This window comes from Polyangium fumosum (assembly GCF_005144585.1).
In the GTDB taxonomy this organism is placed as follows: Bacteria; Myxococcota_A; Polyangia; order Polyangiales; family Polyangiaceae; genus Polyangium; species Polyangium fumosum.
On the sequence record NZ_SSMQ01000068.1, the window covers coordinates 21,301 to 33,929 of the forward strand.

Genomic DNA, 12,629 nt, shown 5'->3' on the forward strand with positions numbered 1-12,629 from the left:
CGCAGCGGGCGGAGGGGCCCTACTCGGCGGCAGGATCCTCGGGGACGAGGCGGATGGGGCAGGGCTCGATCTGCCAGATTTCATTCGCGTATTCGCGTACCGTGCGGTCCGACGAGAAGCTGCCGACCCGCGCGATGTTGAGGGCCGCCTTGCGCGACCAGCCCTCCTCGTCGAGGAACGCCCGCTCGACGACCTTCTGCGCGTCGGCATACGCGCGGAAATCGCTCATCACGAGGTATCGGTCGCGGCCGAGCAGCTCGTCGACGAGGGGGTGGAAAGCGTCGGGCTCGTCCGGCGAGAAGAAGCCGGAGCGGATGAAGTCGAGCGCCTCGCGCAGCTCGGGATCGGCCTCGTACACGGCGCGGCCGGGCACGCCCGACGCGAGGCGCGCCTCGACCTCCTCGGCCGTGAGCCCGAAGAGGAAGAAGTTTTCGGCCCCGACGGCCTCGCGGATCTCGATGTTGGCGCCGTCGTAGGTGCCGATCGTGAGCGCGCCGTTCATCGCGAGCTTCATGTTGCCGGTGCCGGAGGCCTCCATGCCGGCCGTCGAGATCTGCTCGGAGAGATCGGCCGCCGGGATGATCTTCTCGGCGAGCGAGACGCGGTAGTTCGGCAGGAAGGCGACCTTGAGCTCGGGGACGCGGCTGTCGCCGTTCACGACGGAGGCGATGGCGTGGATGAGCTTGATGATGAGCTTGGCCTGCCGATACCCGGGCGCCGCCTTGGCGCCGAAGATGAAGAGCCGCGGGTGCACGCGCTCGCCGCGCTTGGCGCGCAGGTAGAGCGTGACGATGTGGAGCGCGTTCAAGAGCTGGCGCTTGTATTCGTGCAGGCGCTTGATCTGGACGTCGAAGATCGCGCGGACGTCGACGTCGAAGCCGAGATCGCGCTTGACGATGCGGGCGAGCGCCTCCTTGTTCGCGCGCTTGATTGCGCGGAGCTCCGCGAGGAACGACGGGTCGTCCACGGCGGGCTCGAGCTCGGCGAGGCGCTCGAGCTCGGTGACGAAGCGCGGGCCGATGCGGGAGGTGATGAGCCGGGAGAGCTTCGGGTTGCAGGCGAAGAGCCAGCGGCGCGGCGTGACGCCGTTCGTCTTGTTGCTGAAGCGCTCGGGCCAGAACTCGTGGAAGTCGCGGAAGAGCGAGGTGCGCACGAGCTCGCTGTGGAGCTTGGCGACGCCATTGACCGAGTGCGAGCCGATGACCGCGAGGTGCGCCATGCGGACCATCCGCTCGGGGCCCTCCTCGAAGATGCTCATGCGCCGGGCGCGGCCTTGATCGTAGGGGAAGGCGACGGTCACCGCGCGGAGCAGGCGCCGGTTGATCTCCTGGATGATCTCCAGGTGGCGCGGCAAGATGCGCTCGAAGAGCGCGACGGGCCAGCGCTCGAGCGCCTCGGGCAGGAGCGTGTGGTTCGTGTAACCGAAGGCCCGCACGGTCTGCGTCCAGGCCTCGTCCCAGGAGAGGGCGTGCTCGTCGACGAGCACGCGCATGAGCTCGGCGATGGCGATTGCCGGGTGCGTGTCGTTGAGCTGGATCGCGACCTTGTCGCCGAACTTCGAGAAGTCGTCGTGCGTCTTCGTGTAGCGCCAGACGATGTCGTGGATCGAGCAGGCGACGAAGAAGTACTCCTGCCGGAGCCTGAGCTCCTTGCCCTTGTCGAAGTTGTCGTTCGGGTAGAGGACCTTGGAGATGACCTCGGAGGCGTTCTTCTGCTGGACCGCGCTCACGTAGTCGCCGGCGTTGAAGAGGCCGAAGTCGAAGTCCTCGTGGGCGCGGGCCGCCCAGAGCCGCAGCGTGTTCACCGTGCCCGATCCGTGGCCCGCGATGGGCGTGTCGTAAGGGACGCCGAGCACGTGATCGGCCGGGTTCCAGAGGACGCGGTAGCCGCCGCGGCCGTCTTGGACCATCTCGGTGCGGCCGCCGAAGCCGACGGTGACCGCGTATTCGGGCCGCTCGATTTCCCAGGGATTGCCGAATTTGAGCCACTCGTCGGCGCGCTCGACCTGCGCGCCGTCGCGGATGATTTGCTCGAAAATGCCGAACTCGTACCGGATGCCGTAGCCCTGGCCAGGCAGCTCCAGCGTGGCCATCGACTCCAGGATGCAGGCGGCGAGCCGCCCGAGGCCGCCGTTGCCGAGGCCCGCGTCGTGCTCGAGCTCCATCATCTCGTCGAGGTCGATCCCGAGCTCCTTCAGGACCGTTCGGTAGGTCTCCTCGACGCCGAGGGCCTGCAGGTTCGACTGGAGCGCGCGGCCGAGGAGGAACTCGGCCGAGAGGTAGTAGGCGCGCTTGACGTCCTTCTCGTAGTACGTGCGTTGCGTCTGCGACCAGCGCTCCACGAGGCGATCGCGGACGGCGAGCGAGAGCGCGACGAAGCGATCGAAGCTCGTCGCGGCCTCGAAGTCGCGTGCGCGCGAGAACTGCACGTGGTCGGTGAACGCACGGCGGAGGGCGGCGGGGTGCATGCCCGTCCGGTCGTCTTCGACGCGGACGCGCGAGGGCACGGGGTCTTGGGCGGAGGTGGCGAAGGCGCCGTCGGGCGGCGGGTGAGGGCCCTGGAAGAAGGAGGTCATCGGGCACGCATCATAGCGGACCCGCCGGGGCGCGCCGCAGGAGCTTGTCCCTCGGCGGCCGTGCTGTGGTAGACGGACCCACGGCCCGCGCTCTCGCGCGGCGAGAGAGGAACCATGAGCAAGACCCGTGGGGCGATGGTGGGTGGGGCGCTGCGAGGCGGGGCGATGATCGCGCTCTTCCTCGGTCTCGGGGCAGTTGGCTGTGGGTTCTTGAAGCAGGAGGAACCCGAGAAGAAGGCGTTCGGCGTGGCCTGCACGAAGGACACGGACTGCGCATCGCTTCAGTGCGCGGCGACGGGCAGCATCTGCACGAAGAGCTGCACGTACGACAAGGACTGCGGCGATGGGCTCGTTTGTCGCGCCAAGGACACGGGCTCGGGGCTGGAGTGCAGCAAGGCCGCCGGCTCGAAGGTCGGCGCGAGCTGTACGACCGCGGCGGAGTGCGATCACGGCTTCTGCTTGAAGAAGGCCGATGCGCCGAGCGATCCCGGCTTCTGCTCGGCCACGTGCCAGGGCCCCGGCGAGTGCCCCGAGGGCTACAAGCTCTGCGACACGCTCACGGCCAGCGACACGACGAAGATGTGCATCCTCGGCGACGATCGGATTCCGATCGGGGAGCGGACGAAGTTCACGGCGCCCACGACGACCGTGAAGACGACGGCGACGGCCACCGCGACGGCGACGTCGACGGCGAGCGCGGCCCCGACGACCACCGCGACCGCGACCGCGAGCGCAACGGCGACGTCGACGGCGAGCGCGGCCCCGACGACCACCGCGACGGCGAGCGCGACGGCGACGACGTCCACGGGGCGGCCGCGCGTCAAGCTCGACCTCGGCAAGGCGAAGAAGTGACGTTGGCTCTGCGGAGCCCGCGCGGCGTTCGCGCGGGTGTTCCGGCGCGCGCGGGGGTCGGGTAGAATCGAATCGCTCGCAGCCTCGAGGGGATCGCGGGCGTCGGGAGCAGAGGTCGATGAACATGTCTCAGCGAAGGGCGCGTCGCGCGGCGCGCGTGGCGTGGATGGCCGGCGCCGCGGCGATCGCGCTCTTCTCGCAGGGGGACGCCTCTGCACAATCGAAAGAAGAGCTCGACAAGGCGCGCACGCTCTTCCGCGAGGGCATCGCGCTCAGCGCGGCGAACAACTGCTCCGGCGCGCTCGTGAAGTTCAAGGCCGTCGCCGCCGTGAAGATGACCCCGCAGGTCGCCTTCAACATCGCCGAGTGCGAGGAGAAGCTCGGCAAGCTGCTCTCGGCGCTCGGCAATTACAGGCTCGCGGCGAGCGCGGCCGCGGGCGATAAGAAGGCCGCGGACGTCGCCACCGCGGCCACGCCGAAGATCGCGGCCATCGAGGAGCGCCTGCCGAAGCTCACGATCGCGCGTGGCAAGGGCGCGGAGGCGGCCGTCATCGAGCTCGACGGCACCGAGCTCGGCGCGACGCAGGTCGGCGTGGAGATGCCCGTCGATCCCGGCCCGCACTACATCGTGGCGAAGCTCGGCAACCGCGAGATCTGGAAGGACTCGATCAACGTCCCCGAGCGCGACAAGAAGACCGTGGAGGTCGTGGTCAAGGACGAGCCCGCGACGTCGGACGGCCCGAAAAACGAGGAGAGGCCGCCGCCGCCGCCTCCGCCGCCGCCGCCTCCGTCGAGCGGGCCCAGCATCCCGGGGATCGTGCTCACGGGCATCGGCGTCGCAGGCATCGGCGCCGGGCTCGCGCTCTTCTTCGGGCCACGGCAATCGACGATCAACGAGCTCGAGGATCTCTGCGGCGGCGATACGTCGTGCCCGCCGTCGGCGAAGCCGACCGCGGATCAAGGGCGGCTGTTCACGGGGATCGCCGAGGCGGCCGTGGGCGTCGGGGCCGCGAGCTTGATCACGGGCGTCATCCTGCTCGCGACGGGGGGCTCGAAAAAGTCGTCGGCGCCATCGGCCTCGGCGGAGACCGAGCGAGGCGCGCGGTTCATCGGCGCCGCGCCCGGCGCGAGCCTCGGCGGCGTGAGCCTCGTGGGGAGGTTCTGATGGCGCGTCGAGCACGTTCGTCCGTGCGCGTGGCTTCGTGGCTCTTGGTCGCGGGGATCGGCGTGGTCGCGATGCCGGCCGCGTGCCTCTATCCGGCTTACACGTTCGACGAACCCGAGCCTTCGGGCAGCGGCGGGCAGGGCGGGCAGGGCGGGCAGGGCGGCTCGGGCGGCGACGGCATGGGCGGGCAGGGCGGAGTGCCCGGCACCGAGGATTGCCTGAACGGCACCGACGACGACGGCGATACGCTCGTCGACTGCGCGGACGACGATTGCACGCCGGGGTTTTCCTGCGTGCCCGAAGCGCCCGTCGGTTGGGAGGGGTTCGCCGCGCTTTTCGAGGGCGCAGAGGCGCAGGAGCCGTCGTGTTCGGGCGCGTTCGCTTCGAATACGTACACGGGTAACCACACGCTGCTCACGCCGCCGCATACCTGCTCGGCCTGCACGTGTGGATCGCCGACGGGCCAGACCTGCACGTTGCCGACCACGATCACCCTCTCCGACAAACCCTGCGGCCAGGTGGCGGGGATCTCGAACCCCTTCAACCCTCCGCAGAACTGGACGGGGGCCTGCTCCGCGCAGTCCGGCTACGCGCTCGAGCAGGTCTGCGGCGGCGCTCCGTGCAATCCCTCGGTGAGCGCGCCGAAGCCCACGATTGTCGGCGGGAGCTGCGATCCCGCGGGTGGCGTCGCGAACAAGCCGCCCGAGAGCTGGGCGTTCCTCGGCAAGGCGTGCATCAACGCGCCCAAGGGCGGCGGATGCGGCGCGGGCGAGGTTTGCCAGCCGCGCGCGCCGCTGCCGTTCCTGGGCGAGGTCTGCGTCTTCAAGGGCGGCGACAATAGCTGCCCCGCCGGGCAGTACGCCGACAAGCACCTCTTCTACGAGGACGTCGAGGATTCGCGTGCATGCACCACATGCACCTGCGGTTCGCCCACGGGCAGCTCGTGCGACGCCACGATCCAGGTCTCCAGCGACACCGGCTGCAACAGCGAGCTCGCGAGCTTCACGGCCGGCCAGTGCGCGAACCTGCCGAACAACTTCGCGACGATCCTCGGGCGCAAGGCGGCGATCACGAACCCGCCGAGCGGCGGCGCTTGCGCGGTCTCCGGCGGCGGACAGGCCACGGGCGCGATCACGCCGGACAACGCGACGACGTTCTGCTGCCGCATCCTCTGAACGACACGTTCGAACGAACGAAGCCGGATCCTGCGCTCCTCGCGCCTCGGATCCGGCTTTCGTATCTGCGGGGTTCGCCTGGAGGCGAGCCGCTTACTTCTTCTTCGGCGCGGGCGCGGGGGCCGTCGCAGGCGCCGCGGGGGCGGCAGGCTTGCCCGGCTGCGTCGCGGGCGGTTTGCCCCCTGCGTCACCGCCGCCTTGAGCGCTGTTGTACATCTGGATCGCGCGATCCGTGATCTCCAGATCGGCGCGCATGTAGGGGACGGCGGTCTTCTCCAGGATGATCTCGAAGCCGTCCTGGGCCGCGATCCGGCGCACGATGCCGATGATCTCCTGGTAGATCGGCGTCGTCATCTCCGTCTCCTTGCGCTGCATCTCGCGCTGGTACTCCATCGCGATCGCCTGGAGCTCGGCCGCCTGCTTCTGCAGGGCCTCGAAGCGCCGCTGGAGCTGGTCCTGGGACACCTTCTTGTTCTGCGCGTCCTTCTCCAGCGCTTCCTTCTCGGCCTGGAGCTTTTGCTGCTTGGCGTCGAGCTCGACCTGCCGGCTGTCGAAGAGCTTCTTCAGCGTCGCCTGGACACGCAAGCCCTTCTCGGTCTCCAGCATCGCGCGACGCACGTCGATGACGGCGATCTTCGACTGCGCCGCGGCCGTCTCCTCCGCCGCGAAGAACCCGCCCACACCTGCGACGAGCGCGGCCGCGAGCACGGGAGCCCGCAACCCTTGGAGCCAAGACGAACGCCGAGGACCCACGAAACCAGTACGATCTGCACGCATCACCCCGGGGGACTAACCCCGAAGCCGGGTCGACGCAACGATTTCTTGCGTGCTACCGAACGAACCTTCCGCGTTCGAGCGGAGAAGCGCGTCGCGCGCCGATCAGGTGCCCGCCTGAAAATACCGGCCCAGCCGGTGGTAGGCATACTGGACGATCCGATAGACCTCTTCGTTGCGACGAACGAAGGCCTCGCGATGATGAGGCATGCGGATCGTGTGGACGCGCTCCGTGAGGGCCGTGAAGGCCGCGTCGAGGACGGCGTTCGCCTCTTCGTCTTCGCCGACCGAGAGCAGGGCTTCGATGAGCGTGACGCGGATGCCTTCTTCCCACTCCTCGACGGGCGCCGAGGCGAGGCGCGCGTTCGCGTCGCGAGCGGTCTCGACCGCGGCGTCGACGGCGCGCCGGGCGAGCTGGACGCGGGAGAGCGCGAAGAGCGCGAGGACCTGGAGGGCCGGCTGCGCGCGTGTCTCCTCGATGGCCCAGCGGGCGAGGCTCAGCGCGGTGGCGAGGTCGCCGGGGGCGCCGCGCCAGACGAGGAAGATCGTCTCGTAGATGCGCGTGTTCACCCGCAGGCGCGCGGCGTTCGTCTCGTCGGCGATGCGGGCGGCCTGGCGCTGGTGGTCGATGCCGAGATCGAGGTTGCCGAGGCGCGCGTAGCTCATGCCGAGGTTGTGCAGCGCGAAGGCTTCCAGGATGCGCATGCGGCGCGCGCGGGCGTCGAAGAGCGCGCGCTCCAGCATCGACTGCGCCTCCTCGAACATGCCGAGGTGGTTCAGCGCGGAGCCCACGTTCAGGCGTCCGCGCGTGGCGAAGGCGATGTCGCTGATGCTCTCGGCGACCTCGATGAGCGACGCGCCCGTGGTGACGACCTCGGAGGGGTCGTTCATGTGGGCGATCGCGAAGAGCCGCGCGTCGAGGGCGCGCACGAGCGCTTCGCTGGCCCCGGAGGCGCGGGCCGCTTCGACGGCGTCGTTCGCCACGCGCATCGCCTCGCCGGGCTGCAGGCGATCGACGAGGCCGCGGACGCGCACCGCGAGCAGGCTCGCGCGGATCGGCGGCGAGAGCGTGTTCGCGTAGGGCGGCGTCAGGGCCCTCGCCGCGCGATCGTCTCCCTCGGCGGCGCGGCCCGACTCGATGAGCGCGGCCGCTGCGAGCCGCTGCGCCTCGCCCCACATGTCCGAGCCGGCGCGCGCGAGCTGCGCCGCTTCTTCGGCCGCGGCGATCCCGTCGAGCAGCCGGCCCATGAAGATCGAGAACTGCGCCCGCGCGACGAGAAGCTGCACGCGCACCTCGCCGGCCGCCCCGCAGGCGAGGCCGCGGTTCGCGAGCTCGAGGGCCGTCTCGAGCTGCGCGCCGTTCGTGTAGGCCTGCTTCGTGGCCCGCGCGTAAAGCCGCGCCGCGCGCTCGTGCGCGCCGCCTGCGTCTGCGTGCCGTGCGATGAGGCCCGCGTCGACGTCGCCCACGGATTCGAGCCAGTTGCCCGCGGCGAGGTGCAGCGCGGCGCGATCCTCGTCGAGGATCGCCTCGTACGCGGCGTCCCGCACGAGCGCCTGGCGGAAGATCCACTCGTCCTCCCCGGCGATACGCGACTCCGGCTGCCGGGCCACGATCTCCGCGGCGAAGAGCTCCGAGAGCTCCAGGCCCACGCTCCGGCCGATGAGCGCGGTCACGCCGCCGGTCCAGAACGACTGGCCGAAGACGGAGGCCGCGCGCAGGACCTCGCGGACCTTGGAGGACATACGATCGAGGCGGAGCTGCACCACGGCCTGCACCGTGAGCGGCAGCTCGTTCCGGCCCTCGGCGGCGCAGCGGACGAGCTCCTCCAAGAAAAGCGCGTTGCCATCGGCGCGTTTCACGAGGTTCGTCCGTGTGGCCGCGTCCATGCCCGGCAGGGCCGCGGAGACCAGGCGATCGGCGGCGAGCGGGGAGAGCGGCGCGAGCGAGAGGCGCGTGATGGCGCGGCGCTCCCAGAGCCCGCCGAGCCGCGAGGCGAGCTCCGTGCGGCCGAAGGCGAACACGGCGAAACGCAGGTCCGCGCAGCCGAGCAGCCAGTCGACCATTTCGAGCGTCGTGTCGTCGGCCCAGTGCACGTCTTCGAGCACGAGCACCTGCGGCGCGCGATCCGCCTCGGCGCGGATGTACGCTTCGAGCGACATGCGCAGGCGCGCCTGCATCAGCTCGGCGCTCGCGCGCGCGGCCCGCAGCGGCTCGTCGTCCTGATCGGGGAACGTCACGCCGACGAGCTCCCCCAAGAACCCCGCGACGAAGCGTTGTCCCGGCGGCAGGCGCGAGGCCACGTGCCGGCGCACCTTCAGCACCTGATCGGCCGGCGCCTCGCCGTCCTGCAGGCCCATCACGGCGCGGAGCGCGCGGCCGAGCGCGGACAGGCTCGACGTCTGGCTGAGCGAGTCGCCGCGGCAGATGAGCAGCTCCGGGCGCACCGGCGCGACCTCCAGCCGCTGCACGAGCTCGCTCCGCACGCGGCTCTTGCCGATGCCCACGGCGCCGAGGACGAGCGCGCCCCGCGGCGTCGCGTCCTCCAGGAGCTCGCCGTAAATGCCTTGCAGGAGCGCGATCTCCTTCTCGCGGCCCACGGTCGGCGTGGGACGGCCGAGGAGTTGCCGCGCGACGAACCCGCTCGTGTCCTCGCGCAGCAGCACGCCCCCGCGCGCGTCGGCTTGCAGGACGAACCGACCTTCGAGCGCGCTCGCGGCGTGCGTGTCGACGCGGACCGTGCCCGGGCTCGCGAGCTCGATCTGGCCCACGGCGCGCTCGAGCGCCTGGCCCGCGAGGTTCGCCCGGCCGCGGATCGCCAGGCCGATCGCCACGGCGGCGCGCGCCGTCGGCAGCGCTTGCGTCACGACGAGCGCGGCGCGGGCGGCGCGCATCACCTCGTCCCCGCGCGAGTGCTCCACGCCGAGCACGGCCACCATCTGCTGATCGAGCAGCGGTTCGAGGCGCGTGTCGTCGCCGAGCACGGCGCGCAGCTTCCGATCGGCCTCGGCGTCGAGGCGCGCGCCGGCGAGCTCGAAGAGCACGGAGGCGACCACGCGGCGCTCGGCGGATCCGGGGCGCGAGGCGGGCACGGGCGGCGCGCCTGCGTCGGTGATGGTGATCGGCTTCTGACCGGGCAGGGAGCGGACCGCCGAGGCGCTGCTGCGATCGGTCGCGGGTGGATCGTTGTTGAGCTGGCCGACGCGGGCGAGGGCGCGGGCGAGCTCGCCGCTGTTCTCGAAGCGACCCTCGCGGTTTCGCGCGACCGAGCGCAGGATCACGTCGGCGAGCGCCTCGGGCACGTCGAAGCGGATGCTCTGCGGGTTCGGCGGATCTTCCAGCACGAGGCGGCCGAGCAGCGCGATCACGTGCTCCGTCTCGAAGACGTTCCGTCCCGTCACGAGGCGGAACAGCACCGCGCCGAGCGAGTACACGTCGGCGCGCTCGTCGATCGGCTCGCCGCGGGCCTGCTCGGGGGCCATGAAATGCGGCGTCCCGATGATCGTCCCGCGTTCGGTCTGGTACTCGTCGGGGACGGGCGGCTTCACCACGCCGAAATCGATCAGCTTGATGGCCGTGCCCTTGCCGCGGACGAGGAAGATGTTCGAGAGCTTCAGGTCGCGATGAACCACGTTCCGCGCGTGGATCGCGGCCATCGCCGCCGACGATCGCCGGACGACCTCCACCGCGTCGCGCATGCCGAGCGGCGCGCGCCGCTGCCGCTGGCCAAGATCCTCGCCGTCGAGCCATTCCATCGCGAAGAACAGCCGCCCGTCGTTCCACGTCCCGTGCGTGATGTACTGGACGATGTTCGGGTGGCGCAGGTCCGCGAGAATGGCGATCTCGCGCATGAACCGCACGCGCTCCTGCGGCGTCGCGCTGTCGCGCAGGAGCTTCAGCGCGACCTCCTGTCCTGTGAGCTGGTCGGTCGCCTTGTAAATGTCCCCCATGCCGCCGCTGCCTGCGCGACCTTCGATGAGGAACCGGTCCGACGCCTGACTGAACTCCGGGACCACTGCGCGTACAGGCTACGCGAGGTCCCGCGCGCCTGGGTAGATTTCCGATCGGAAAGGACGGGGAAAGGCCCCACCCCGAAAAATTTCGTCCGCGCGCGCGCGCGCCTTCCCGCCTCCGCCGCCTCGTGTCATGGCGACGCCCGCATGGCCGAGCCGCTCAAGCTCTTCTTCGACGAACGCCTCGTGCGCCGCATCGCGGCCTCGATCCGGGGCGCCTGGCCCGACTTTCCAGCGCGAACGTTCATCGCCGAGGCCAAGACCGGGCTCGACGACAAGGAGCTCAAGGAGCGCGGGCGCCACATCGCCGCGGCGCTCGGGCGCGCCTTGCCGGCCGACTTCGAGCGCGCCGTGGACATCCTCCTCCGCTCGCTCGAGACGCCTGCGTCCCGCGACGAGGGCGCGATGTCGAGCTTCTTCTACCTCCCGCACCTGACCTTCGTGGCGGAGCGAGGGCTCGAACACTTCGAGGCCTCGATGCGCGCCCAGCACGCGCTCACCCAGGTGTTCACGGCCGAGTTCTCGATCCGACCCTTCCTCCTCCGCGACCCGGAGCGGTCGCTCGCGCGGCTCCGGGTCTGGGCTTCCGATCCGAGCGCCCACGTGCGCCGCCTCGTCTCCGAGGGCACGCGCCCGCGGCTTCCGTGGGCCGAGCGATTGCCCGCGTTCATCGCGGATCCCACGCCCATCCTCGAGCTGCTCGAGATCTTGAAGGACGATCCCGAGCCGTACGTTCGCAACAGCGTCGCGAACAACCTCAACGACATTGCCAAGGATCATCCGGATCGGGTCGTCGCCTTGTGCCGCCACTGGCTCGAGGGCGCGGGGCCGGGTCGCGCGTGGATCGTCCGGCACGCGCTTCGCTGGCTCGTCAAGCGCGGGCATCCGGGGGCGCTCGCGCTCCTCGGCGCCTCGGCCGCGCCGGAAATCGCAATCGAGCGGGCGAGCGTCACGCCGAAGAAGGTCCCCCTCGGCGAGGAGGCGCGATTCTCTTGCGAAATCGTCTCACGCTCGCGCGCGGGCGCGTCGCAGCGGCTCGTCGTCGACGCGGTGATTCATTATCCCGGCGCGACCGGAAAACTCCGCCCCAAGGTCTTCAAGGTGCGCACGCTCGAACTCTCGCCGTCGGGGCGGGAGACGATTCAGGGCCGGGTCTCGCTCGTCGATTTGACGACGCGCCGCCATTACCCGGGCGAGCACCGGATCGACCTCCGGATCAACGGCGAGGATTTCGAGCTTGGCCAGTTCGAGGCGATTGCGTCGCGCGTTGGCGGAACATCGCCATCCGCATCTTCCAGGCAACGCCGCACGCGGTAGCAAGGGCCGAACGGCCATTTCGTGCAAGAATCGTCGCGTGCGACGATTCAAGGGTGGATCGAAATGGATCCACAGGGGACGACGAGCTTCCCCAGCGTCACGGCCCTGGCAAGGGTGAACACGTCCAGGTCGGCGAGCCTGTTTCGGACGTGGGCGTGGGGGATGTCCCTGTGGCAGTTTCGCAGCAAGGGTGGTATCTTCGCCACGATGTCGTTCATCCTCAAGTCCACACCACCGCCGGCGCCGCCGAGCAGCGGCCGCGCCTCGGTGGTTCCTCCTCCGGGAGGCCTGCCGGCGCCGCGTGACACGGGCCGGCTCGCCTCGCTTTCGGGAGGCCAGGGCGTACTCGAGGGGGGGGTGCTCGACGTATCGCGCTGGCCGCTCGTCGTCCTGGTCAATCATCCGCGCGCGAACGAGGCGCAAACCGAGCAGTTTGTCAAAAATCTGGCGCTCGTCCTCCGGAGCCGTGGAGGCAGGTTCGCCCTCTTGCACGATTATCGCGGGACGAAAGAACTCTCGCCCAAGCAACGCAAGACGATGGCGGATCACCTCGCGCAGAACGTAGAGATTTATCGTCGCTGTTCGGCGTGCGCGTTCGTCGTCGACGCGGCTTTTCCCAAAGGCGCGCTCACCGCGATTTTCTGGATGTCGACGCCGCCTTATCCCTACCGCATGTTCCCCGACGTCGAGTCGGCCGAGCGCTGGGCCCTCGGCAGCCTCGGCTGACGAACCCCGGCGCCCCGTTTGCGCCGTCAAACGG

The 12,629-nt window shown here is 70.2% G+C and carries 9 protein-coding genes; 5 read left to right on the top strand and 4 right to left on the bottom strand.

Annotated features, from left to right (window positions below; all coding sequences use genetic code 11):
• Positions 1-19: 19 nt before the first annotated feature.
• Positions 20-2,575, bottom strand: coding sequence for a glycogen/starch/alpha-glucan phosphorylase (locus E8A74_RS41205; RefSeq protein WP_136934610.1), 2,556 nt, complete (start codon positions 2,573-2,575; stop codon positions 20-22).
• Between the two features lie 114 nt (positions 2,576-2,689).
• On the opposite strand from E8A74_RS41205, the gene E8A74_RS41210 reads away from it, so the two are divergent.
• The 3 genes from E8A74_RS41210 (at position 2,690) to E8A74_RS53320 (ending at position 5,767) form a co-directional block, all read left to right on the top strand.
• The gene (locus E8A74_RS41210) at positions 2,690-3,427 is read left to right on the top strand and encodes a hypothetical protein (protein ID WP_136934611.1); all 738 of its coding nucleotides are present in this window, start codon (positions 2,690-2,692) and stop codon (positions 3,425-3,427) included.
• Positions 3,428-3,551: 124 nt separating this feature from the next.
• Entirely contained in the window at positions 3,552-4,592 is a 1,041-nt protein-coding gene (locus E8A74_RS41215; RefSeq protein ID WP_136934612.1) for a hypothetical protein, read from the top strand.
• Positions 4,592-5,767: a hypothetical protein gene (locus E8A74_RS53320; RefSeq protein ID WP_170229766.1), complete on the top strand. Its 1,176-nt coding sequence runs from the start codon at positions 4,592-4,594 to the stop codon at positions 5,765-5,767. The genes E8A74_RS41215 and E8A74_RS53320 overlap by 1 nt, the downstream gene beginning before the upstream one ends.
• 93 nt (positions 5,768-5,860) lie before the next feature.
• On the opposite strand, the gene E8A74_RS41230 is transcribed toward E8A74_RS53320, so the two are convergent.
• Together E8A74_RS41230 and E8A74_RS41235 are read right to left on the bottom strand one after the other, a co-directional pair.
• Positions 5,861-6,487: an OmpH/Skp family outer membrane protein gene (locus E8A74_RS41230; RefSeq protein ID WP_232379974.1), complete on the bottom strand. Its 627-nt coding sequence runs from the start codon at positions 6,485-6,487 to the stop codon at positions 5,861-5,863.
• 159 nt (positions 6,488-6,646) lie between these two features.
• The gene (locus E8A74_RS41235; RefSeq protein ID WP_136934614.1) at positions 6,647-10,555 is read right to left on the bottom strand and encodes a serine/threonine-protein kinase; all 3,909 of its coding nucleotides are present in this window, start codon (positions 10,553-10,555) and stop codon (positions 6,647-6,649) included.
• Between the two features lie 144 nt (positions 10,556-10,699).
• On the opposite strand from E8A74_RS41235, the gene E8A74_RS41240 reads away from it, so the two are divergent.
• Positions 10,700-11,869, top strand: coding sequence for a DNA alkylation repair protein (locus E8A74_RS41240; RefSeq protein ID WP_136934615.1), 1,170 nt, complete (start codon positions 10,700-10,702; stop codon positions 11,867-11,869).
• A gap of 47 nt (positions 11,870-11,916) precedes the next feature.
• On the opposite strand, the gene E8A74_RS53325 is transcribed toward E8A74_RS41240, so the two are convergent.
• Positions 11,917-12,087: a hypothetical protein gene (locus tag E8A74_RS53325; RefSeq protein ID WP_170229767.1), complete on the bottom strand. Its 171-nt coding sequence runs from the start codon at positions 12,085-12,087 to the stop codon at positions 11,917-11,919.
• Between E8A74_RS53325 and E8A74_RS41245 the strand changes: the two genes are divergently transcribed.
• Complete coding sequence (locus E8A74_RS41245) at positions 12,077-12,595, top strand: hypothetical protein (protein WP_136934616.1); 519 nt, start codon at positions 12,077-12,079, stop codon at positions 12,593-12,595. The genes E8A74_RS53325 and E8A74_RS41245 overlap by 11 nt on opposite strands.
• Positions 12,596-12,629 lie beyond the last annotated feature (34 nt).